General features: G+C 67.1%; 25 protein-coding genes. 15 read left to right on the top strand and 10 right to left on the bottom strand.

The features are described 5' to 3' along the window. Positions 1-13 precede the first annotated feature (13 nt). The 11 genes from F9Z44_RS17965 (at position 14) to F9Z44_RS17915 (ending at position 9,131) form a co-directional block, all read left to right on the top strand. Positions 14-1,126, top strand: a complete 1,113-nt coding sequence (locus tag F9Z44_RS17965) for a class I SAM-dependent methyltransferase (protein ID WP_159608076.1) — start codon at positions 14-16, stop codon at positions 1,124-1,126. Positions 1,127-1,128: 2 nt separating this feature from the next. Next, complete coding sequence (locus F9Z44_RS17960; protein WP_159608075.1) at positions 1,129-1,323, top strand: DUF2905 domain-containing protein; 195 nt, start codon at positions 1,129-1,131, stop codon at positions 1,321-1,323. A 40-nt stretch (positions 1,324-1,363) separates the two neighbouring features. Beyond that, a complete protein-coding gene (gene trxC / locus F9Z44_RS17955) occupies positions 1,364-1,807 on the top strand; it encodes a thioredoxin TrxC (protein ID WP_159608074.1) in 444 nt (147 codons plus the stop codon). A 90-nt stretch (positions 1,808-1,897) separates the two neighbouring features. Then, positions 1,898-2,878: a glucokinase gene (gene glk / locus F9Z44_RS17950; RefSeq protein ID WP_159608073.1), complete on the top strand. Its 981-nt coding sequence runs from the start codon at positions 1,898-1,900 to the stop codon at positions 2,876-2,878. Between the two features lie 153 nt (positions 2,879-3,031). Then, entirely contained in the window at positions 3,032-4,348 is a 1,317-nt protein-coding gene (locus tag F9Z44_RS17945) for an ABC transporter substrate-binding protein (RefSeq protein WP_236574180.1), read from the top strand. Between the two features lie 50 nt (positions 4,349-4,398). After that, entirely contained in the window at positions 4,399-5,271 is an 873-nt protein-coding gene (locus F9Z44_RS17940; RefSeq protein ID WP_159608072.1) for a carbohydrate ABC transporter permease, read from the top strand. A gap of 61 nt (positions 5,272-5,332) precedes the next feature. Beyond that, positions 5,333-6,193 carry a carbohydrate ABC transporter permease gene (locus F9Z44_RS17935; protein ID WP_159608071.1) on the top strand — a complete coding sequence of 287 codons (861 nt, stop codon included), beginning with the start codon at positions 5,333-5,335 and terminating at the stop codon, positions 6,191-6,193. A 5-nt stretch (positions 6,194-6,198) separates the two neighbouring features. Beyond that, a complete protein-coding gene (locus F9Z44_RS17930; RefSeq protein WP_159608070.1) occupies positions 6,199-7,284 on the top strand; it encodes an ABC transporter ATP-binding protein in 1,086 nt (361 codons plus the stop codon). Further along, positions 7,281-8,180 (top strand): aldo/keto reductase, encoded by a 900-nt coding sequence (locus tag F9Z44_RS17925; protein ID WP_159608069.1) that lies wholly within the window; start codon positions 7,281-7,283, stop codon positions 8,178-8,180. Before F9Z44_RS17930 ends, F9Z44_RS17925 begins: the two co-directional genes overlap by 4 nt. Positions 8,181-8,291: 111 nt before the next feature. After that, positions 8,292-8,789, top strand: coding sequence for a GAF domain-containing protein (locus F9Z44_RS17920; protein WP_159608068.1), 498 nt, complete (start codon positions 8,292-8,294; stop codon positions 8,787-8,789). Positions 8,790-8,879: 90 nt separating this feature from the next. After that, positions 8,880-9,131, top strand: coding sequence for a hypothetical protein (locus tag F9Z44_RS17915; protein WP_159608067.1), 252 nt, complete (start codon positions 8,880-8,882; stop codon positions 9,129-9,131). A 9-nt stretch (positions 9,132-9,140) separates the two neighbouring features. Here F9Z44_RS17915 and F9Z44_RS17910 read toward each other — a convergent pair whose 3' ends face one another. The 7 genes from F9Z44_RS17910 to F9Z44_RS17880 form a co-directional block, all read right to left on the bottom strand. After that, positions 9,141-10,505 carry a sensor histidine kinase gene (locus tag F9Z44_RS17910; RefSeq protein ID WP_159608066.1) on the bottom strand — a complete coding sequence of 455 codons (1,365 nt, stop codon included), beginning with the start codon at positions 10,503-10,505 and terminating at the stop codon, positions 9,141-9,143. A 9-nt stretch (positions 10,506-10,514) separates the two neighbouring features. Next, positions 10,515-11,210, bottom strand: coding sequence for a response regulator transcription factor (locus F9Z44_RS17905; protein ID WP_159608065.1), 696 nt, complete (start codon positions 11,208-11,210; stop codon positions 10,515-10,517). Between the two features lie 41 nt (positions 11,211-11,251). Beyond that, a complete protein-coding gene (locus tag F9Z44_RS17900) occupies positions 11,252-12,535 on the bottom strand; it encodes a multifunctional CCA addition/repair protein (RefSeq protein ID WP_159608064.1) in 1,284 nt (427 codons plus the stop codon). A 124-nt stretch (positions 12,536-12,659) separates the two neighbouring features. Continuing rightward, the gene (locus F9Z44_RS17895) at positions 12,660-13,349 is read right to left on the bottom strand and encodes a glutathione S-transferase family protein (protein WP_159608063.1); all 690 of its coding nucleotides are present in this window, start codon (positions 13,347-13,349) and stop codon (positions 12,660-12,662) included. Positions 13,350-13,455: 106 nt separating this feature from the next. Further along, a complete protein-coding gene (locus F9Z44_RS23190; RefSeq protein WP_159608062.1) occupies positions 13,456-13,782 on the bottom strand; it encodes a metal-sensitive transcriptional regulator in 327 nt (108 codons plus the stop codon). A gap of 126 nt (positions 13,783-13,908) precedes the next feature. Beyond that, complete coding sequence (locus tag F9Z44_RS17885; protein WP_159608061.1) at positions 13,909-14,877, bottom strand: complex I NDUFA9 subunit family protein; 969 nt, start codon at positions 14,875-14,877, stop codon at positions 13,909-13,911. A gap of 20 nt (positions 14,878-14,897) precedes the next feature. After that, entirely contained in the window at positions 14,898-16,856 is a 1,959-nt protein-coding gene (locus F9Z44_RS17880; protein WP_236574179.1) for a lytic transglycosylase domain-containing protein, read from the bottom strand. 96 nt (positions 16,857-16,952) lie between these two features. On the opposite strand from F9Z44_RS17880, the gene F9Z44_RS17875 reads away from it, so the two are divergent. Further along, positions 16,953-17,606, top strand: a complete 654-nt coding sequence (locus F9Z44_RS17875) for a 5-formyltetrahydrofolate cyclo-ligase (protein WP_159608060.1) — start codon at positions 16,953-16,955, stop codon at positions 17,604-17,606. Positions 17,607-17,694: 88 nt separating this feature from the next. On the opposite strand, the gene F9Z44_RS17870 is transcribed toward F9Z44_RS17875, so the two are convergent. Both F9Z44_RS17870 and F9Z44_RS17865 read right to left on the bottom strand, forming a co-directional pair. Further along, a complete protein-coding gene (locus F9Z44_RS17870; RefSeq protein ID WP_236574178.1) occupies positions 17,695-18,612 on the bottom strand; it encodes a DMT family transporter in 918 nt (305 codons plus the stop codon). A gap of 5 nt (positions 18,613-18,617) precedes the next feature. Next, positions 18,618-19,649, bottom strand: coding sequence for a LysR substrate-binding domain-containing protein (locus F9Z44_RS17865; protein WP_159608059.1), 1,032 nt, complete (start codon positions 19,647-19,649; stop codon positions 18,618-18,620). Positions 19,650-19,775: 126 nt separating this feature from the next. Here F9Z44_RS17865 and F9Z44_RS17860 point away from each other — a divergent pair, with 126 nt between their 5' ends. Further along, positions 19,776-20,276 (top strand): DUF2917 domain-containing protein, encoded by a 501-nt coding sequence (locus F9Z44_RS17860; protein ID WP_159608058.1) that lies wholly within the window; start codon positions 19,776-19,778, stop codon positions 20,274-20,276. A gap of 6 nt (positions 20,277-20,282) precedes the next feature. On the opposite strand, the gene F9Z44_RS17855 is transcribed toward F9Z44_RS17860, so the two are convergent. Next, the gene (locus tag F9Z44_RS17855) at positions 20,283-20,639 is read right to left on the bottom strand and encodes a TfoX/Sxy family protein (RefSeq protein ID WP_159608057.1); all 357 of its coding nucleotides are present in this window, start codon (positions 20,637-20,639) and stop codon (positions 20,283-20,285) included. 38 nt (positions 20,640-20,677) lie between these two features. Here F9Z44_RS17855 and F9Z44_RS17850 point away from each other — a divergent pair, with 38 nt between their 5' ends. Both F9Z44_RS17850 and F9Z44_RS17845 read left to right on the top strand, forming a co-directional pair. After that, positions 20,678-21,289, top strand: a complete 612-nt coding sequence (locus F9Z44_RS17850) for a TetR/AcrR family transcriptional regulator (RefSeq protein WP_159608056.1) — start codon at positions 20,678-20,680, stop codon at positions 21,287-21,289. 69 nt (positions 21,290-21,358) lie between these two features. Beyond that, on the top strand, positions 21,359-22,339 hold the full coding sequence (locus tag F9Z44_RS17845; protein WP_159608055.1) for an MBL fold metallo-hydrolase: 981 nt from the start codon (positions 21,359-21,361) through the stop codon (positions 22,337-22,339). Positions 22,340-22,358 lie beyond the last annotated feature (19 nt).

Below are 22,358 nucleotides of genomic sequence, written 5' to 3'. Positions count from 1 at the left end.
GGTGCAGACCCCCATGGCAACAGAACCGACGAGTTTAACGAGCGACCTCCTTGCGCGGGTGGCCGGGGCCATCGCACAGGCTGGGGGCTGGCTGCCGTTCGACCGCTTCATGGCCATGGCCTTGTACGAGCCTGGCCTGGGCTACTACGCCAACGCCTCGGCCAAGTTCGGCCACACGCCACAGAGCGGCAGCGACTTCGTGACCGCCCCCGAACTCACGCCGCTGTTTGGCCACACCCTGGCCCGCCAGGTGGCCCAGACGCTGGACGCCACCGGCACCGACGCCGTGTGGGAGTTTGGTGCCGGCACCGGCGCACTCGCCTTGCAGGTCATTGAAGCCCTGGCCGAACAGGGCCGGCCACTGCGCCGCTACACCATCGTCGATCTGTCGGGCAGCCTGCGCGAACGCCAGCGTTTCACGCTGGCCGCGCACGCGGACGTGGTGCGCTGGGTCGATGCGCTGCCCGAGCGCATGGAGGGCGTGGTGCTGGGCAACGAGGTGCTGGACGCGATGCCGGTGCAGTTGCTGGCGCGCGTGGGCGGCGCGTGGTTCGAGCGCGGTTTGGCCTGGACCGATGGCCAACCGGCCTGGGCAGACCACCCCACCGCGCTGCGCCCGCCGGTGGAGGTGCCCGGCGAGCACGACTACCTCACCGAAATCCACCCGCAAGCCGAGGCCTTTGTGCGCACCCTGGCCGACCGGTTGCAGCGCGGCGCGGCGTTTTTTCTCGACTACGGTTTCCCCGAGGCCGAGTACTTCCACCCGCAGCGCCACATGGGCACGCTGATCTGCCACCGCGCGCACCGCAGCGACAGCAACCCGCTGGCTGATGTGGGGCAGAAAGACATCACCGCACACGTGAATTTCACCGGCATCGCCCTGGCCGCGCAGGATGCGGGTCTGCAGGTGCTGGGCTACACCAGCCAGGGCCGCTTTCTGCTGAACTGCGGTTTGCTCACGCTGGCTCAAGCCGCCGACACGCGCCAGAACGCGATGATGCAGAAGCTGATCAACGAACACGAGATGGGTGAGCTGTTCAAGGTGATCGCGCTGGCGCCCGCCGCCAGCGCACAGGGCTGGCTGCCGCTGGGCTTTACAGCCGGCGATCGCACCCACAGGCTCTGACCATGATCCGCTGGATGATCGTCATCTTCCTGGCCCTGCTGCTCATCAGCTGGTTCACGCCGCTGCTGCAGCGCCTGGGCTTCGGGCGCCTGCCGGGTGATGTGCGCTTCAAGGCATTCGGGCGCGACTGGAACCTGCCGTTCGCCACCACCATCGTGCTGAGCATGCTGGCCAGCCTGATCAGCTATCTGGTCTGAGGCGCTTGCATTCGCTGCGGCGGCCACCATCTGAACGACCATGAGCACCGACCTCCTGCACATCGTCTGCCCCCACTGCCACACCACCAACCGCGTGGCCCGCGACAACTTGGCTCAATCGCCCGACTGCGGCAAATGCCACCAGCCGCTGTTCACCGGCCACCCGGTGGCGCTGGACGAGACGGCTTTCGAGAAGCACATTGCCCGCTCCCAGGTGCCTGTGCTGGTGGACTTCTGGGCGCCCTGGTGCGGCCCGTGCCGCGCGATGGCGCCGCAATTTGAAGCCGCCGCGCGCGAGCTTGAGCCCCACATGCGCCTGGCCAAGGTGAACACCGAAGAGGCGCAGCAGCTCGGCGCGCGGCTGCAGATCCGCAGCATCCCCACGCTGGCGCTGTTCGTGGGCGGGCGCGAGGTGGCCCGCCAGCCCGGCGCCATGGGCGCGGCCGACATCGTGCGCTGGGCGCGGGCGCAGCGCACGGGTTGACCCCGGTGCCCGCGCCGCAACGGCCGGGCTATCATGCGCCGCTTTGCGCAGCCTGCCCCAGGTGTTGCGCACCCACGGAGGCGCACCGCCATGTCCCCTGAAACTTCCGAGACCGGCCGCCTGCTGGCCGATGTGGGCGGCACCAACGCCCGTTTTGCCTGGCAAGACGATGCCAGCGCGCCAGTGTCCGATGTGCGGGTGTTGGCCTGCGCCGATTTCCCCACGTTGCAGGCCGCCATGCACAGCTACCTCGATGGACTGGGCCACGGCCGGCCCGCCATGGCCGCCATCGCCATCGCCAACCCCATCACCGGTGATCAGGTCCGCATGACCAACCACGACTGGGCCTTCTCGCAGGCGGCGGTGAAGGCCGAGTTCGGCCTGGCCCACCTGCGCCTGCTCAACGACTTCACCGCGCTAGCCCTGGCCCTGCCCGATGTGCCGGCCAGCGAGCTGCGCCAGGTTGGCGGTGGCGTGGGCCAGCCCGACAAGGCCAAGGCCTTGCTGGGGGCGGGCACGGGCCTGGGTGTTTCGGGTCTGCTGCCCGATGGCGCCGGTGGCTGGGTGCCGCTGGAAGGCGAGGGTGGCCATGTGACCTTGCCCGCAGTGAGCGCGCGCGAGCGGCTGGTGATGGACGGCCTCACGCGGCTGTATGGTCGCGCCTCGGCGGAGCGGCTGTGCAGTGGCCAGGGGCTGGTCGACGCCTTCACGCTGCTGTGCGAGGCCGACGGCGTGGCCCTGAGCGGATTGGGCACACCCGCCGCCGTGGCCGACGCCGCGCTGAAAGCCCGCCAGCCCCAGGCCCTGGAAGCGCTGAACATGCTGTGCGCCATGCTCGGTTCGGTGGCTGGCAACCTGGCGCTCACGCTGGGTGCGCGTGGCGGTGTCTTTATCGGCGGAGGCATCGTGCCGCGCCTGGGCAGCTGGTTCGACAGCTCGCCGTTTCGCGAGCGCTTCGAGTCCAAGGGCCGCTTTCAGACCTACCTCAAGGACGTGCCCGTGTGGGTGATCACGTCGGCGCAGTCGCCGGCCTTGCTCGGCGCTGCGCGGGCGCTCTCCGGTTTGCGCTGACCCGCACCGCGCCCGCGGTCTGCGGGTTTCTCCGGATGTGGTTGTTAATTAATTAATGAAAAATTAATGACCCCCGGCGATCCGAACGTCTGTTCAAAAAAAACGCTCGCCGGGTTCATCCACGAGGCCGCAGGCCCACCACCGGAGACACCCATGAAATTCCCAGTCACCCTCGGTGCGGCCCTGGTGGCCGCCATGCTCGCCACCGCTTGCGGCAAAAAAGAAGAGGCTGCGCCCGTGGCCGCCACCCCGGCGCCGGCCGCAGCGCCCGCTGCCGCGCCCCAGCAGACGGTGGAGGTGCTGCACTACTGGACCTCGGGCGGCGAAGCCAAGTCGGCCGCCGGGCTCAAGGCCATGCTGGAAGCCAAGGGGCACCTGTGGAAAGACTTCGCCGTGGCCGGCGGCGGTGGTGAAAACGCCATGACCGTGCTCAAGAGCCGTGCCGTGTCGGGCAACCCGCCCACCGCCGCCCAGGTCAAGGGCCCGGCCATCCAGGAGTGGGCCAACGAAGGCATGCTGACCAGCATCGACAGCGTGGCCCAGGCCGAGAAGTGGGACGAGCTGCTGCCCAAGGTGGTGGCCGACGTGATGAAGTCCAAGGGCAGCTACGTGGCCGCGCCGGTCAACGTGCACCGCGTCAACTGGATGTGGGCCAACCCCGAGGTGCTGAAGAAGGCCGGCGTGGACGGCATGCCCAAGACCTGGGACGAGTTTTTCGTGGCGGCCGACAAGATCAAGAAATCGGGCAACGTGGCGCTGGCCCACGGGGGTCAGAACTGGCAGGACTTCACCGTGTTCGAGTCGGTCGTGCTCGGCGTGGGTGGCCCGCAGTTCTACACCGACGCGTTCGTCAAACTCGACCCGGCCGCGCTGACCAGCCCGACCATGACCAAGGCGCTCACGACCTTCCGCAAGCTCAAGGGCTACACCGACGCCGCCTCCACCGGACGCGACTGGAACATGACCACCGCCACCGTGATCCAGGGCAAGGCCGGCTTCCAGTTCATGGGCGACTGGGCCAAGGGCGAGTTCACCGCCGCCGGCCAGAAACCCGGTGAAGGTTTCCTGTGCGCCGCCGCGCCCGGCACGGCCAACGCGTACACCTTCAACGTCGACTCCTTCATCATGTTCAAGCTGAAGGACGAGGCCGCGCAGAAGGCCCAGGCCGATCTGGCTTCGGCCATCCTGAGCACCGCGTTCCAGGAAGTGTTCAACCAGAACAAGGGTTCCATCCCGGTGCGCCTGGGCCACGACATGAGCAAGTTCGACGACTGCGCCAAGCTCTCGGCCAAGGACTTCGTGGACACCGCCAAGTCGGGCGGCCTGGTGCCGTCCATCGCTCACGGCATGGCGGTGGAGCCGGCCAAGCAGGGCGCGATCCAGGACGTGGTGACCCAGTTCTGGAACGACGACAAGCTCAGCGTGGCCGACGCGCAGAAGCGCATCGCCCAGGCCGCGGCCGCCAAGTAAGCGCAGACCGCGAGGCAGGTGCAAACCCCGGGGTTTGCACCTGACAGCCCATGAACAAGAACATCGACCACATCCTGCCCAAGCTGGTGCTCGCACCGGCCTTCGTGCTGGGGCTGGCCTTCATCTACGGCTTCATGGCCTGGAACGGCCTGCTCTCGGTGACGGCCTCGCGCATGCTGCCCAACTACGAGCTGGTGGGGCTGGCGCAGTACGGCCGCTTGTGGGAGATGGACCGCTGGTGGGTGGCGCTGAAGAACCTCGCCATCTTCGGCGTGCTCTACGTGGGCCTATCGATGGCGCTGGGCATCTTCCTGGCGATCCTGCTCGACCAGAAGGTGCGCGGTGAAGGCTTCATCCGCACCGTCTACCTCTACCCCATGGCGCTGTCCTTCGTGGTGACGGGCACCGCCTGGAAATGGATCCTCAACCCCAGCGAGGGCCTGCAGAAAGTGGTGCAGGACATGGGCTGGACCACCTTCACGTTTGACTGGCTGGTGCAGTCCGACATGGCCATCTACTGCGTGGTGATTGCCGGCGTGTGGCAGTCGGCGGGCTTTGCGATGGCGCTGTTTCTGGCTGGCCTGCGCGGCATCGACGACAGCATCATCAAGGCCGCGCAGATCGACGGCGCCTCGCTGCCCCGCATCTACCTGCGCATCGTGTTGCCGGCGCTCAGCCCGGTGTTCTTTTCCACGCTCATGGTGCTGGCTCACCTGGCCATCAAGAGCTTCGACCTCGTGATGGCGCTCACCTCGGGCGGCCCGGGTTACGCCACCGACGTGCCGGCCACCTTCATGTTTGCCATGAGCTTCAGCCGCGGGCAGATCGGCCTGGGCGCGGCCAGCGCCACCATCATGCTGGCCACCGTGGCGGCCATCGTGGTGCCCTACCTCTACAGCGAACTGCGGAGCAAACCCCGATGAGCGCCGCGCCGGGCCGTTCCCAAGCAAGCTCGCACCGCAGTGCGCTGCACGGAGGTTTCCAATGATCGCTAAGCAGAGACTGCTGGGCCGATTCGTGCTCATGACCACCTTGCTGGTCGGCGCCGCGTTCTTTCTCGCGCCGCTCTACGTGATGCTCGCCACCTCGTTCAAGGACGCCGACGAGATCCGCAATGGCAACCTGCTCAGCTTGCCGGGCAGCCTCAATTTCTCCGCCTGGGGCCAGGCGTGGTCGAGCGCCTGCACGGGGGTGGACTGCAACGGCCTGCAGCCCTTCTTCTGGAACTCGGTGTTCATGGCCATCCCCGCGGTGCTGATCTCCACCACCTGGGGTGCGCTCAATGGCTACGTGCTGAGCCTGTGGAAATTTCGCGGCAGCGAGACCTTTTTTGGTCTGCTGCTGTTCGGTGTGTTCATGCCTTTTCAGGTGGTGTTGCTGCCCATGAGCCAGGTGCTGGGTTGGATGGGTCTTTCCAGCTCCATTGGCGGGTTGATCCTGGTGCATTGCCTGGCCGGCTTGCCCAGCACCACGCTCTTTTTTCGCAACTACTACGCGGCCGTGCCGGGCGAACTTCTGCAGGCCGCCAAGCTCGATGGCGCGGGTTTCTGGCAGATCTTCCTGCGCATCATCGTGCCCATGTCCACACCCATCGTCATGGTCACCCTCATCTGGCAGTTCACCCAGATCTGGAACGACTTTCTTTTCGGCGTGGCTTTCAGCGGTGCCGATTCCAAGCCTGTCACGGTGGGCCTGAACAACCTGGCCAACACCACCAGCAGTGTGAAGGCCTACAACGTGGACATGGCTGGTGCCCTGATTGCCGCCTTGCCCACGGTGGCGGTCTATGTGCTGGCGGGTCGGTATTTTGTGCGCGGCCTGACGGCTGGCGCTGTGAAAGGTTGAACTCCATGGTCGCATCCACTGCATCCGCGCTCGACATCCGGGGCGTGCGCAAATGCTTCGGCAAGGGCGACCGGCAGGTCGAGGTCTTGAAAAAGATCGACATCGCCGTCGCACCGGGCGAATTCCTCATCCTGGTCGGGCCCTCGGGCTGCGGCAAGTCCACCCTGCTGAGCATCATCGCGGGGCTGGAAGAGCCCACCGAGGGCGCGATCCATATCGGCTCGCGCAACGTGGTGGGCGTGGCGCCCGCGCAGCGCGACATCGCCATGGTGTTCCAGAGCTACGCGCTCTACCCCACCATGAGCGTGGCCGACAACATCGGCTTCGCGCTGGAGATGCGCAAGGTGCCCAAGCCCGAGAGAGTGCGGCGCATCGCCGAGGTGGCCGCCATGCTGCAGATCGAGCACCTGCTCGACCGCCGGCCGAGCCAGCTCTCGGGCGGCCAGCGCCAGCGCGTGGCCATGGGCCGGGCCCTGGCGCGCCAGCCGCAGCTGTTTTTGTTCGACGAGCCGCTGTCCAACCTGGACGCCAAGCTGCGCGTGGAGATGCGCGCCGAGATCAAGCGCCTGCACCAGGCCAGCGGCATCACCAGCGTGTACGTGACGCACGACCAGATCGAGGCCATGACGCTGGGCAGCCGCATCGCCGTGATGAAAGACGGCATCCTGCAGCAGCTCGGAACGCCCGACCAGATTTACAACCGCCCCGCCAACACCTACGTGGCCACGTTCATCGGCTCACCCACCATGAACCTGGTGCCCGGGCGCAGCGTGGCCGAGGCGGGCCGGGGCTTCAGCATCGCCGGTGCGGACCTGCCACTGGCCTGCCCGGGCGCGGGCAGCACCGCTGCGCTGATGGGTCTGCGGCCCGAGCACATCATCCTGTCGGACAGCGCGCCCTGGCGCGGCGAGGTCAGCGTGGTCGAGCCCACCGGGGCCGACACCTTCGTGGTGATCAAGACCGAGGCCGGCGACGTGACGGTGCGCACTGCGCCACAGGTGCGCGTGGCACCCGGCGACCGTGTGGGGCTGGAGGTGCAGGCGCTGCATGTGAACTGGTTCGACCCGGACTCTGGCCAGCGGCTCGCATGAGCAGGGTGCCCCTCATCGAGAGCCGGGGCGCGGTGTTCTCGCGCATCGCCGCTGGTGCCTGGCGCATGGCGGAGTGGGGCCTGACCCCGCAGCAGCGCCTGGGCTGGATCGAGGCCTGCCTTGACCTGGGCATCACCACCTTCGACCACGCCGACATTTACGGCGGCTACACGGTCGAGGCGCTGTTTGGCGAGGCGCTGGCGCTGCAGCCTGCGCTGCGCCAGCGCATGCAGATCGTGGGCAAGTGCGGCATCCGCCTGGTGAACCCGCAACGCCCCGGCAACCTCGTCAAGCACTACGACACTTCGCCCGCGCATGTGCGCGCCTCGGTGGAGAACTCGCTCCAGCAACTGCGCACCGACCACCTGGACGTGCTGCTCATCCACCGCCCCGACGCGCTGATGAACGCCGCCGAGCTGGCCGATGTGTTCACGCGTTTGCGCACCGAGGGCAAGGTGCTGCACTTCGGCGTGTCCAACCACACGCCCTCGCAGCTGGCCTTGCTTGATGCCCACATACCGTTGGTCACCCACCAGCTGGAATGTTCACCGCTGCACCTGGACGCGCTGCACGACGGTGCCTTCGACCAGGCGCAAGCCTTGGGCTTCTTGCCCATGGTCTGGTCGCCGATGGCGGGCGGCCGGCTGTTCACCGGGGGCGATGACGCTTCGGTGCGCGTGCGTGGTGTCTTGACCGCCCTGGCCAGCGAGTGGGGAAGCTCGCCGGAGGCGGTGGCCATTGCCTGGCTGCTTCGCCATCCCGCGCGCCCGGTGCCGGTGCTCGGTTCGCGGCGTGCGCAGGCTTACCAGCAGGCTGCGGATGCCATGACGCTGAACATGGACGCGCAAAGCTGGTACCGCGTGTGGTCGGCGGGCGCCGGGCGCGCGGTGGCCTGATCGCGCTGCGCAGTCCAGCTTTCCCGGCAGACAAGCCGGGGCAAACCTGAGAAAGTCGCGTGACAGCGGTTTGAACTCCACTCGCCGCGCAGCCATTCTTCGAGGTTCATCATGGTCATCGCTCCCATTCCGGGCAACGAGGTCGCGCGTCTGAAGGCGTTGCGTGACCTGCTGGTGCTCGATACACCGCCCGAGGCGCGCTACAACAGCATCGTCGAATTTGCAGCAGCCGAATTCAATGTCCCGATGGCGGTGATATCGCTGGTGGACAACGACCGCCAGTGGTTCAAGGCCAGCGTCGGCCTGGATGCGTGTGAGTCCTCGCGCGACAGCTCGTTCTGTGGTCATGCCATCCTGACACCGAGCACCATGGTTGTGCCCGACGCGCTCGACGATATCCGTTTCGTGGACAACCCCATGGTGACCGGCGAGCCCCACATCCGCTTTTACGCGGGCGCGCCGCTGTGTCTGCCCGACGGCGAGATCGTGGGTACCTTGTGCATCATCGACCGGCAGCCCCGGCATTTCGAGCCCCACGAACTGCTCGCCCTGGGGGCCCTGCGCGAGCTGGTGGTGAATCAGTTGATGACCGCAGCCGTGATCTCCTGAGAGCATCCAAGCGGGTGCCTCCCGCGTGCCTGTCACCCGCTGCGCTAAGCTGTGTTCGTGTTCGCATCCTTCCCCACCCAAGGAGCCTCCATGAACCAGCCAGCCCTTCGCATCGCCCTCGTGTTCAACCCCGAAGACCAGACCTGGATGCGCCGCAGTTCACTTGCCGTGCCCGATTTCTGGCGCGGTCACGGGGTGGCGCCCGCCACCGGCGATGTGTTCCGCCTGGGTGGGCGGCAGTTCACCGTGCAGGGGCGGCTGTGGGAGCAGGACGGCGAAGGCACGGTGCTGCGCGTCTTTGTCGGCAGCGCACACGCCGAAAGCGATTCGGTGTTTGGCTGAGCGCCTCGGTCAACCGAGCTGCAGCACCACGCGCAGACCGTGTGGTGTCGCCCGCTCCACCGTGGCATCTCCTCCATGCCGCCGGGCGATCTCGCGCACGATGGCCAGGCCAAGGCCGCAGCCGCCGGGCAGTTCGCTGGCGCGCCAGAAGCGCTGGAACACATGGGCCATCTCCTCGTCGGTGAGCCCCGGGCCGTTGTCTTCGACCACGAGTTCAGCACCTGAAGCGCGTGCAGCCACCTCCACGGTGACGCTGCTGCCGCGCGGTGTGTAGCGCAGCGCGTTGTCGATCAGGTTGGCCAGGGCCTCGCTCAGTTGCAGTGCATCACCTTGCAGGGGCAGGTGATCGGCGCCTTCATAGCCCAGGTCGACGCCGGCGGCCATGGCGCGCGGGGTCCATTCGCGGGCCACGTCACGCGCCAGTTCGGCCAGGTCCAGTGGCTCGCGACGGGCGTGGGTTTCGTTGCGGGCCAGTGTGAGCAACTGGTGCACCAGGTGGGCGCTGCGTTCAGCGCCGGTGAGCACCTTGGTCAGTCGCGCGCCCAGCACCGGGTCCCGCGTCTCGCGCTGCGCCAGCTCCACCTGGCTGATGAGCCCGGCCAGTGGGGTGCGCAGCTGGTGGGCTGCGTCGTTGATGAAGCGTTTCTCCTGCACCACGCTGCGCTCCACTTCGCCCAGCAGGCCGTTGACGGCCTGGACCAGGGCGTGCACTTCACTGGGCGCCTGCGTCATGCCGATGGGCGACAAGGCGTTGACCGAGCGGTTCTCCAACTGGCCAGTGAGGCGTTTGAGCGGAGCCAGGCCACGGCGGATGCCACCGTACACCAGCAAGCTCAGCAGCGCGCCGATGCCCAGCAGCGGGACCAGCAGGTCGGCCACCAGTTCACGCGCAATCTGTTGCTGCGCGGCGGTGCTTTTGCCCACTTGCACACGCAGCGTCTGCGGTGCGCTGTCCTCGCCGTAGCTCACGTCCAGGGCCACGATGCGCAGTGGCTGGCCGCCCAGGGTGGCGCGGTAGAGCAGGGGCTCGCCAAAGCGCGCGGGTGCAGCGGGTGGAGCGGGCAGGCTCGGGTTGCCCAGCAGGAACTGGCCGGGTGGTGACGTCACCAAATAGCTCAACGGGTCGGTGGGGTCCTGCGCCAGCACGTCTTGCGCGGCGCGCGGGAAGTCGATCAGCAGGCCCGAGCCGATGGGCTTGACCTGCCGCGCCAGCGCGCGCACCGACTGCATGAGCGACTGGTCGATGGCCTTTTCGGCGTAGCTCAGTGCGATGCGGTAGGTGAGCAGGCCGCCACCTGCCCACAGCACCAGCTGCGGCAGCAGCAACCACAGCAGCAGCTGGCGGCGCAGCGACAGGAGCGAGGGCTTGCTCAATTGGCCCTTTTACCCGGTGGTTTTCTCGAGCAGGTAGCCCAGGCCGCGGATGTTGCGGATGTTCAGCGGCGAGCCGGTGAGCTTGCGGCGCAGACGGTGCACGTACACCTCCAGCGCATTGGAGGCCAGCGTGCCCGCCTCGCCGGGCACGGTCTGCCAGGCACTCAGCACATCGTCGCGGCTGACCACGCGGCCGGTGTTGCGCACCAGCAGGTCCAGCAGCGTCCATTCGCGGGGCGTGAGGTCGATGGCCTCCTGGCCGAGCCAGGCGCGCTGCAGCTGGGCGTCCAGGCGCAGCGGATGGTTGCTCTCGGCGGGCTCGCTGGCGCTCGCAGAAGGCAGGTTGGCGCGGCGCAGCAGGGCTTGAAGGCGCGCCTGCAATTCATCGAGGCTGAAGGGCTTGGTGAGGTAGTCGTCGGCGCCGGCATTGAGGCCGGCCACGCGGTCTTCCACGCCGTCGCGCGCGGTCAGCACCAGCACGGGGAGGGCAGGCAGGCGCCGGCGCAGCGTGCGCAACACGGTGAGACCATCCACCCGGGGCAGACCCAGGTCCAGCACCACACCGTCAAACGGTTCTGCCTGCAACAGATCGAGCGCCACCTGTCCGTCTTCGGCGGTGCTGATGCGGTGGCCGGCCTGCATGAGCTGGGCGCTGAGGCCGTCGCGCAGGAGTTCGTCGTCTTCCACGATCAGGAGGTGTGCCATGGCGGGATTATCCCGCCACACCGCAAGCCGGATGAGACACCTCAGGTGGCTGCGGTTCGCGCGTCCAGCGCGGCTGCCACCGCAGCCACCCGTGCCTTGTGTATCTGTTCGCCCACCTTGGGCCCGGTCAGGCCGTTGGCCTGGGCCTGCGCGGCGATGCTGGCGGTGTCCACCGACTGTGCCCAGACCAGCGCCTGCGCGAGCCGCCCGCGTTGGGGGTAAGCGCTCTCGCTCATGCCCAGCCGTCCGCGCGCATCGCATTCGCAGGCCAGCAGCACCTCGTGAAAACGCGCTGGCTTGCGCAGGGCGTCGCAACGCTCCAGCAGGCGCACCAGCGCTGCGGCGCCCAGCGATTCGCTGCGGTGGATGTTGCCGTGCTCACGCGCCACCACGTCGGCCAGTTCGCGGCAGTCCACCGGCACACGCAGCCGCTCGCACACACCCTTGAGCAGGCGAGCGCTGCGCTCTTCGTGGCCAATGTGGCGCGGCAAGACATCGGCCGGGGTGGTGCCCTTGCCGAGGTCGTGCCCCAGGCAGGCGAAGCGCACCCCCAGTGGCGTGGCCAGGCGAGCACTCATGTCGAGCACCATCATCAGGTGCACGCCGGTGTCGATTTCAGGGTGGTGTTCTGCGCTTTGCGGCACGCCCCAGAGCCGGTCCACTTCGGGCAGCAGGCGCTTCAATGCGCCGCAGTCTCGCAGCACGTCGAACATCCGGCTGGGGCACTGTTCCATCAGCCCGCGCGCGAGCTCCTGCCACACGCGTTCGGCCACCAGATGATCGACCTCGCCGTGGTCCACCATGCGCTGCATCAACGAAAGCGTTTCCGGCGCTACCGAGAAATCGGGGAAACGCGCAGCGAAACGCGCCAGCCGCAGGATGCGCACCGGGTCTTCGGTGAAGGCGTCGGTGACGTGGCGCAACACGCGGTCTTTCAGGTCCTGCCTTCCGTTGTGGGGGTCGATGAGCTGCGCGCGGGCGGGATCATTCGCCTCGTCCGCCGCCACGGCCATCGCATTGATGGTGAGGTCGCGCCGGGCAAGATCGTCTTCCAGCGTCACACCCGGTTCCGCATGCACGGCAAAGCCCCGGTAGCCCGGCGATGTCTTGCGCTCGGTGCGGGCCAGGGCATATTCCTCGCGCGTGGCGGGGTGCAGGAACACCGGGAAGTCCCGCCCCACAGGCACGAAGCCTTGTTCCACCATGGCCCCGGGCGTGGCACCCACGACCACCCAGTCGCGGTCCACGTGCGAGGCTTCGGGCGCGCCTGCGGCTCGCGCCAGCAGCGCGTCGCGCACGGCGCCGCCCACGAGATAGGTTTTCATGCCGCCAAGTTTAGGCCCCCGCGCAGCGGCGCAGCGTGGGGGCTATCGATACGCCGCAGGGCCGTCCCAAGGCGAATCAACCCCCTCGGGGGGCAGCGACCCGCGCAGCGGTGGAGCGTGGGGGCTATCTGCCCAGGCGGTAAGGCTCGTCGAAGTCGATGAAGTCGTGCTCGGCCAGCGCGTCGTCGATCCAGGCCTTCACACCCGGCAGCGCACACACGCGTTCCACGTACGCGGCCAGATCGGCGGGCAGCGGCAGTTCGTAGGTCTTGATGCGCATGCACACCGGGGCAAAGTAGGCGTCGGCGATGGTGAACTCGCCAAACAGCAGGGCACCGGCGGGTTGCGCCGCGAGCAACTCGCCCCACAGGCCGCCCAGGCGTGCCATGTCGGCACGCACCGCAGGCTTGTCGCGCCACACCAGCCGGCCGATGTCGGGCAACGAAGCCTCGATGTTCATGGGGCAGTGGTTGCGCAGCGCGGTGAAGCCGCTGTGCATTTCGGCGCACACACTGCGCGCGCGGGCCCGGGCTCGCGTGTCTTTTGGCCACAGTTGCTTGTCGGGAAAGCGCTCGGCGAGGTACTCGGCGATCGCGAGCGTGTCCCAGATGGCAAAGCCATCGTCCACCAGCACCGGTACCTTGCCCAGCGGGTTGACGGTACGCAGGCTCTTCTTGAAGCTGGAATCGATGTCGAACGAGTCGAAGCGCACCATCACTTCTTCAAACGGAATGCCAGCCTGCTTGAGGAGCACCCAGGGTCGCATCGACCAGGAGGAATAGTTCTTGTTGCCGACGTAGAGTTGCAGTGACATGGGGCCTCCTGAAAAGTGCCCCATGGTAAGGATTTCACGCCCGCGGATTGATGCCCGATTGCGCGCCGATTGATCCGCTGCGCGACCGGCTCGCGGGCGGATGTGTTCAGGCGTACTTTTCCAGGATGCGGGTAGAGCGCTCGACCTCGCGGAAGGTATGGACCTCGGAGTCGGACGTGGACACGGCTTCCATCACCGAGGTGGCCATCATGCGGTAGAAGGCTTTGTCCATGGCCTTGCGTGCGGCCGACATCTGCTGGGCCACGTCTTCGCAAGAACGGCCATCCTCGACCATGTCGATCAGTCCACGGACCTGACCTTCGATGCGCTTGAGGCGGTTGATCACGTCTCGCTGGTGTTCGGTGCGGTAGCCGGGCGCAGCGGAGACGCCGGTTCTGCGGCTGGTGGGAAGTTTCAGGTTGGAGACTGTCATCTGGGTTCCTGGGTTGGTGTTGTACTGTGTACGGTTTAATGTAAACCCGAAAAACCCACGAATAAATGACACCTTGGTGTTATTTATTGCTCATCTAAGCAGCCAAAAGTCACATTCGGTTTGGCCTCAGGCGTTCTGACCTTGCGACCGTTCGTCCCGCCTGAACTCCAGCAGTTTGCTGCGCCCGCCGCGGCGGCCCAGGTAGCTGGGTGCGATCGTGTACACGCTGGCGGGCGCAATACCCAGCGCGGACAGACCGGGCCATTGGTGGGTGGCCACGTTGTCTATCGACATGGCATCCAGGTTGTCGCGGCTCATCAGCGGTTCGCCGGGCATGAGTTCCATCAAGCGGGCTTGCAGGCGCGCCAGGAAGTCGGGCAGAGGCAAGACTGGGCGCTGTTGGCTGCCATACCGCCCCGCGATGCCCACCAGCTCGGTCAGCGTCATCACGTCGGGGCCAGCGCACTCAAAGGTCTGCCCGACCGCGCTTTGGGGCAGACCCTGATCGGCAATGCAGGCCGTCACGGCGTTGGCCACGTCTTCCACCCACACCGGCTGAAAACGGGCGGCTGCGCCGGCCAGTGGCACCACGGGAAAGATCGACTGCAGGCTGGCAAAGACGTTGAGGAAGCGGTCTCCGGCGCCGAAGATGACGCTGGGCCGCAGGACGGTCAGGTCCAGCCCGGCGGCGCGCAACAGCTCTTCGCCACGCGCCTTGCTGCGCTGGTAGCGCGAGGGTCCGTCCAGGCTCACTCCGAGCGCGCTGATGTGCACCAGGCGGCGCACGCCATCGGCCAGGCAGGCCTCCGACAAGGCCAGGGGCAACTCCACGTGCACACGCTCGAAGGCTTCTTCGCTGCCGTGCAGGATGGCGATGAGGTTGACCACGGCGTCGTGGCCCGTGACCAGCCCCAGCAGTTGGGCGGGGTCGTGCACGTCGGCCTCGATCACGGTCACGCGCGGCAGGTGTTGCACTGCGGCGGCGTTGATGGCCCGGCGTGTGGGCACGGTAATGCGCCAACCCTGGCGGTGCAGCTTTTCACAGACGTGGCGACCGACAAAACCGGTGCCGCCCAGGACAAGGATGTTTTTCATGGGTGCAGGTGTCCGGATGTTCAGGGGAGATCGCGGTTGATGGTGGCATCACCGCCGACACGAGGACCGATCGTGCCCAGGCGTGCACGCAAGGACTGTGGCTGCCCCGTGAGCAGCGCAGCATAGCTGGTGGTGTTGGCCAGCACGCGTTTGACGTAGTCACGCGTCTCTTCAAACGGGATGTTTTCGGCCCAGATGTCACCAGGCAGCACCGGGCCGTTGCGCCAGCTGCGCGGACGACCTGGCCCCGCGTTGTAGGCGGCTGCAGCCATGGGCAGAGAGCCCTCGAAATCGTCGAGCGCGAGCTTGAGGTATGCGGTGCCGATGAGGATGTTGGTGTCGCGCTCGGTGATTTGCGTGGGCTGGAAACTGGTCAGGCCGATCTTGCGGGCGGTCCAGCGCGCGGTGGCCGGCATCACCTGCATGAGACCCGATGCGCCCACACCGGAGCGCGCGTCGGTCACGAACCGGCTTTCCTGGCGGATCAGGCCGTACACATAGGCCGGGTCCAGGCCGATCTCTTTTGATCGGCTCACCACCGCCGCACGGTGCGGCGTGGGAAAACGCTGGGCGTGGTCTTGCGTGGTGGGTGTGCGCAGGCTGGTGTTGATGCAGCGGTCCCACAGCTCGGCGTCGCAGGCCAGCGCGGCGGCGGCCAGCAGTTCGCGTTCGCCCATGCCGCCGGCGTCGTGCAGGTTGGTGGTGTAGTTCCACTCGCGAATGCCTTCGTTGCGCAGGCCCAGCCGAATGGCGATCAGCGCGCGGCGCAGACCTGGGTGGCGCTGCGCGGCCGAGGTTTCTTCGGCGCTCAGGGGCGCGGGGGCGGGCGGTGTGTTGATGGGACGGCCGAGGTCTTCGAGTGCAAGCTGTTCGTAGAAGCCGCGTTCGGAGGCGATCGATTCCAGCAGCGTGCGGGCCTGCGCCGAGGCCGTGGTCGCGTCGGGCAGCTTGAGCGCCTGCAGGGCACGCGCCTTCCAGTAGATCCAGTCGGGCTGGCCCTGCTGCGATTCGCTCATGGCCGCCACGGCATCGCGCACCTGGCCCCAGGCGCCCGCGCGCATCCCGGCGCGCGCCTTCCAGGCCAGGTGGTCGTCGTGCATGAAACGGTCTTCGCCGTTGGCGAAGTACGTGAGGGCCTGGCTTTCCAGCTTTTGTGCCGAGCGTTTGCCGATCACGCCCCAGACCCAGCTGCGCTCCTCTTTGGTGAGCTGGGCTTTCCAGCGCGTGCGGTCCATCTCCAGGGCCGCCGCCGGCGGGTCATTGAAGGCCAGCTTGATGATGGCCAGGGTCACCAGCTCTTTGGTGCGGGGGCGAATGGCGGTGATCTTCTCGTCAAGGTACTTGACGGGGTCACCGGTGACGGTGTCGACCATGCCGGCCCAGTCGGGGTCGAGCAGCCCCACGGCCTGGCTGGCCACGCGTGGGCGGTTGGCGTCCACGGCCAGACGTGCGCGTTGCCAGGCGGCTTCGGGCTTGAGGTGGCCGCTGGCCAGCAACGACTGCGCGGCGGTGGCGCAGCCATCGTCGGCTTCGCGCTGGGCATGCCAGAGCGCACGCACGCGCTCGGCGGCGAGTTCGGCCGGCATGCGGCCGCTGGCAGCGTCGAGCATGAGGGCATAGCAACTCACCTGCCGGTCGTCGTTCATGCGAAAGCGCGGCAGCTCGGCGGAGAAGTTGGTCCAGTCGCGTGCGCGGCCCAGCAGCAGCAGCCAGTCGTTGCGCAGCCGGTCTTCCCAGTAGGTACCGGCCATGCGGTCCAGGGCCGCGCGGATCTCGACCGGGCTGGCGCTTTCCAGGCGGGCTTTCATGCTCCAGTAAACCGCCAGCGGCTCCAGGGCGTGGCCGCGTACTGCGGGCAGCAGGTTGGCGAGCTGGGTGGTGTTGTTGCGGCGGAAGGCCTCTCGCATCTCCAGCAAGGAGGCATCGGCCCCGGCGCCGCTTTGTGCGTGTGCCAGCCCCGGCAACACCAGCACGGCCATAATGAACCGCAGAGCCCACCGATGCATGCTCGGCATGGTCGCCGCGTTCTGCGCTTTTGATTCCCGTTTCACACCAACCTGTTTCATGCGTTGATTATGGACACCAAAGACGGCCAGAGTTCCCTTCCACCCCACAGGAAACAGGCCGAAGGATCAACGGCGGCGACCCTGAAAAGCGAATGGCGCAAGTCATTGGTCGAAAAACGCCTGGGCCTGGCCGACCGCGGGTTTCGCAACGACATGCTGCAGCGGGTCATGCGGGTGTGGCTGATCGAGCGACCGGATGCTGTGATCGGCGCGTACTGGCCCATCAAGGGCGAGTTTGATCCCTTGCCGGCGCTGTTTCGCTGGCAGGAAGCCGGCCTGGAAGAAGACGCGCAAGGCGCGCAGAAGCACCGGCGCATTGGTCTGCCGGTGGTCAACAAGGTCGACAAGACGCTGACCTTCTACACCTGGTACCCGGGCTGCCCCATGGAAGAAGACGCCTACGGGATTCCCAAGCCCAAGGACACAGAGATCGTTGTGCCCACGCTGATCTTCGTGCCCTGCGTGGGCTATGGGCCGGGTGGGTTCCGTTTGGGTTATGGCGGTGGTTTCTACGACCGCACGCTGGCGAGCTTGAATCCCAAGCCGTTCACGGTGGGGTTGGGCTACGACTTTGCCTACCTGCCGTACCTACAGCCCGAAGCGCATGATGTGCCCTTGGACGCCATCTTGAGCGACACAGGCGTGATGTGGCCAGAGAGATGACGCCCCCCACGCTTCCCCGCTGCGCGAGGTCCGCTGCCCCCCCCCGGGGGGGGGGCTGTTTCGGCTTGGGGCGGCCCGGCGCCGAAACCTAGGGATGCTCCGCGTTCGCGTGCACTTCGGTGATGCGTTTCTCGCGCCGCACCAGGTAGAGCCCGCTGCCGATGATGATGGCAGCACCCCACCAGGTGTGTGAGGCCGGCAGCGTTTGCCAGATCAGCCAGTCCAGTCCCAGGCCCCAGGCCAGTGCGCTGTATTCGAACGGCGCCACCGCCGAGGCCTGGCCGTGGCGGAAGGCTTCGGTGATGGCGAGCTGGCCACAAAAGCCCGTAATGGCCAGGGCCAGCAGCAAAGGGGCATCACTGCGCTGAATGACCACCCAGTCGGGCCAGGCCAGCGCGCCCCCGCCCAGAGACATCAGCACCATCATCCACAGCACCATGCTTTCGCTGCTGTCGGTGCGGCTGGCCAGGCGGCCGGTGACGGCGGCCACCGCGTAGCACAGCGCCGCACCCAGCGTGGCCAGGCCACCCACGGTGACGAAGCCGCTTTGCAGGTCTTCGCCGCTGGGGCGCAACGCAATCAGCACGCCGATGAAGCCGACCCCGATCGCCCACCAGTGCGCGGCCGGCACACGCTCCTTGAGCACCGGCACCGACAGCATGGTGATGAGCAGTGGCGAAATGAAGAACAGCGTGTACGCGGCCGACAGCGGCAGCTCGCGCACACCCATGGTGAACAGCGACAGCATGGCGATGCCGAGCAGTCCGCGCAGCAGGTGCAGCGGCCAGCGGACCTTGACGACCGTGTGCCAGGCGCCGCGCCAGGCGATGTAGAGCAGCACCAGTGGCATGGCGGTCATGCCGCGAAGTGCTGCGATCTGCAGCACCGGGTAGCGCGCCGAGAGCGTCTTGAGCACCGCGTCCATGAGGGCGAAGAAGCCCACGGCGACCAGCATGAAGACGATGCTGCGCAGGTTGCCGGCGGCGAGGTGGCGAGAGGTCGACATGGGCCTCAGTCCATCTGGTCCACGGTGTCGGGATCGGGCACATCGCCGATGGCCTCACGCGTGGCGGCGGCCTGCAGCAGCAGCCAGTCGCAGAACGCCTTCACCTCGGGTCGCTGCGCGCTGCGCGGCGCCACCATGAGCCAGTACACCAGCGGCGAATCCAGCCGTGTGTGGGGCAACGGCTCCACCAGTGCGCCGCTGGCCAGGCTCTCGGCCACCAGCGGCAGGCGCGCGAGTGCCACGCCTTGGCCGGTGAGCGCGGCCTGCACGATCTGGTTGGCGTAGTTGAAGTACATCCAGCGCTGCGGTGAGAGCTTGGCCGGCGGTGCGCTTGTGCGCGTGCGCTTGCCCGTGGCCGCGACGGGCTTCGCGCCAAACGTGTCGAGCCAGCGTTGCCAGGTGAGCCATTCGAGGTGGCGCGTGCGGTGAGCGTCGCCGGCCTCGATCAAGGCGCACTTGGAGAGGTCTTCAATGCTCTTGATCGGTTGCGCCTTGAGCAGCCAGGGGCTGGCCACTGGCGTGAGCTGCTCGCCAAAGAGCCGCTGTGCACTGGCCGGTATGCCTTGCGGCACCGCGTAGCGCAGGGCCAGGTCCACGTCGGAGGTGGCGAGGTCGACCGCGTTGTCGGTGGCGTCGATGCGGATGTCGATGTCGGGGTGGTCGCGCTGAAAGGCCTCCAGCCGCGGAATCAGCCACATCGAGGCGAACGAGGCCCAAGTTGTGATGGCCACGCTCTTGCGCCCGGCGCTCTGGCGTATTTGCCGCACGCTCGCATCAATGCGTTCCAGCGCGGAGGCGGCCGCGCGCAGCAGCTGCGAGCCCGCGCTGGTGAGTTCCACCGCGCGGGTGTGGCGCAGAAACAGGGCGGTGCCGACCTCGTCTTCCAGCGCCTGGATCTGGCGGCTGACCGCGCTCTGCGTGAGCGAAAGCTCTTCGGCGGCCGCGCGGAAGTTGAGGTGGCGAGCCACTGCTTCAAAGGCGCGCAGGTGGCCGGCGGCAATCGGCCGGGTGCGAGGGTGGCTGCTGGTGAGCTGCATGGGGGGCTCCGGGCATTGATGCGGTTATCGAATCAATAGCTTACTGCGGATTCATTGGACGGCATGGGCCAGTGGCGCGAACATTCATTCCCAGGATGAGCCGTCGTCCCTTCTCAGGAGCTTCACATGAACACCCGTTTCGCCCCCGCTGCCATGGCCTCAGATCGCATCGTTTGCGCCGCCGTTGCGCGCGGCTGGCGCCTGGACGCGCGACGCGCGATGACCCTGCGCCCGCATGTGCCCAGCCGCCTGCACATCACCCAGGGCCGCGCTTGGGTGACATTGGGTCTGCCGCACCAGGGCGCGGGCAACGAGTCGGGTGACCTCATGCTCGCGGCGGGCGAAAGCCTGGATGTGCCAGCCGGTGCGCGCCTGGTCATGGAGCCCTGGCAGCCCGGCGCCGGGCCGGTGCGTTTTGACTGGTGCGCTGAGCCCGAGGCCCGCGCCCGGGAACAGGCCAGCCGGTTTGGCCGCGAGGTGGTGACACCTTCGCGCGAACTCGGGGTTGCGCTGGGACAGGCCGGTCTGGCGTTCGCGCGCCTGGTGCGCGGGTTGTTCGGCTACAGCGAGTTTCTGGTGGCCGGCCGGGGCAGGGTGCTCACGCCCTTTGAATCCAACCCACCTTGAGCTGGGCTAGCCGCGCGTTCGCCGCTTCGGCTTGCGCGCGGCCACAGCCGCCTCCAGCGCCAGCCTTGCCCACGGCAGCATGAGCGCTGGCGATTCGAGCGCTTCATCGGGTGGCGTGTGGTAATTCAGTTTCATGGTCTTGCCCTTGGCCGCATACACGAAAGGCCGCCCGCCAGCGGCCAGCCACTGCGCCTCGGTCTCTGTGCTGGTCTTCAGGAACAGCGTGTCCCAGGCAATGATCGCGATGTTCATGCCGTCGGTGGAGATGCCCCAGCCGCCGAACATGCGTTTGGGAATACACGGACCCACGCCTGAGAGCAGCTCGCAAGCGTGCAGCGCAAAGGGATCGACCGGTTTGACCATGGGGGCATCTTAGAAGCCTCGTCCGGCAGAATGCGCCGATGGCCCGACCCAAATCTGCTTCTCATGACTTGAAACGCGACGAAATCCTCGACGTCGCGGCCAACTGTTTCGCGCGCCAGAGCTTCCCCGCCGCCAGCATGAACGACATCGCCGCGGCCTGCGGCACCAGCAAGGCGCGGCTCTACCACTACTACGAGAGCAAGGAAGCGATCCTGTTCGACCTGCTCGACCGCTACACCCAGCGCCTGCTCGCGCTCATCGGCGAGTCGGAGGCGCGCGCGCAGCGCAAGAACCTGAGCGAACGCGACGCCCTGAGCGAACTGGTGCGCGCCTTCCTCACCGAATACGAGACCTCGGCCACGCGCCACGTGGCACTGGTGTCCGACACCAAGTTCCTCGGCGAACTTCAGCGAGAACTCATCCTGAACCGCCAGCGCGATGTGGTGGCCGCCTTCACCCGCTTCCTCAAGCGCGCCTACCCCGAGCGGGTGACACCGGCCAACCAGACCGCGCTGACCATGATGTTGTTCGGCATGATCAACTGGACCTTCACATGGCTGCGCCCGGGCGGCCCGATGAGCTACGACGCCTTCGCAGACGAGGTGATCACCCTGATGGAACGTGGTCTTGCGGGCTCGTCCCAGGGTTGAAATTAGTTCACCTATGCGAAATGAATTTCGTTTAGGTAAAATCCGCCACTTCCCTACACGGAGACCGCCATGAGCAAAGCATTCGCCTCCCAGGCCGACCTGGACGACAAGAAAACCACCTTTGAACAGCTCAGCCCGCACTGCTGGGCCTACACCGCCGAAGGCGACCCGAACTCGGGCGTGATCATTGGTGAGAAGTTCATCATGGTCAGCGACGCCACCGCCACCCCGGCCATGGCGCAAGACCTGATCAAACACATCCGCACCGTCTCCGACAAGCCGATCAAGTACGTGCTGCTGACCCACTACCACGCGGTCCGCGTGCTGGGCGCGAGCGCCTACGTGGCCGAGGGCGCGACCGAAGTGATCGCCAGCCGCGGCACGTACGAACTCATCGTGGAGCGCGGCGCACAAGACATGCAGAGCGAGATGGAGCGCTTCCCGCGTCTGTTCCGCGGCGCCGACAGCGTGCCCGGCCTGACCTGGCCCACCCTCGTTGTCGGTGACGGCAAGCCGGGCCGCCAGGGCAGCCTGGAGGTGGACCTGGGCGGCGTGAAGGTCAGCATCTGGCACCCGGGCCCGGGCCACACGCGCGGCGACACCATTGCCTGGGTGGAAGAAGAGAAGGTCTTGTTCAGCGGCGACCTCGTGGAGTACGAGGCCGGCGTCTACACCGGCGACGCGCAACTGGAAGAGTGGCCCGCCACGCTGGAGGCGTTGCGCGCTCTGGGCGCCGAGTACATCGTGCCGGGCCGAGGCGAAGCCATGAAGGGCAACGCCGACGTGAACAAGGCGCTGGACTACACGAAGCGCTGGGTCACCACCCTGTTCCAGGCCGGCAAGGAAGCCGCCGCCGCCGGCATGGACCTCAAGACCGCGATGGCCCACACCCGCAAGAGCATGGACCCGGTGTTCGGCCACGTGTTCATCTACGAACACTGCCTGCCGTTCGACGTGAGCCGTGCCTACGACGAAGCCCAGGGCATCAAGAACCCGCGCATCTGGACCGCTGAGCGGGACAAGGAGATGTGGAGCGCGTTGCAGGCCTGAGCCTGCAGCCCACCGCAGA

Origin of the sequence: Hydrogenophaga sp. PBL-H3, assembly GCF_010104355.1 — a bacterium.
Classification (GTDB): domain Bacteria; phylum Pseudomonadota; class Gammaproteobacteria; order Burkholderiales; family Burkholderiaceae_C; genus Hydrogenophaga.
This window is presented reverse-complemented; position numbering and strand designations above follow the sequence as displayed.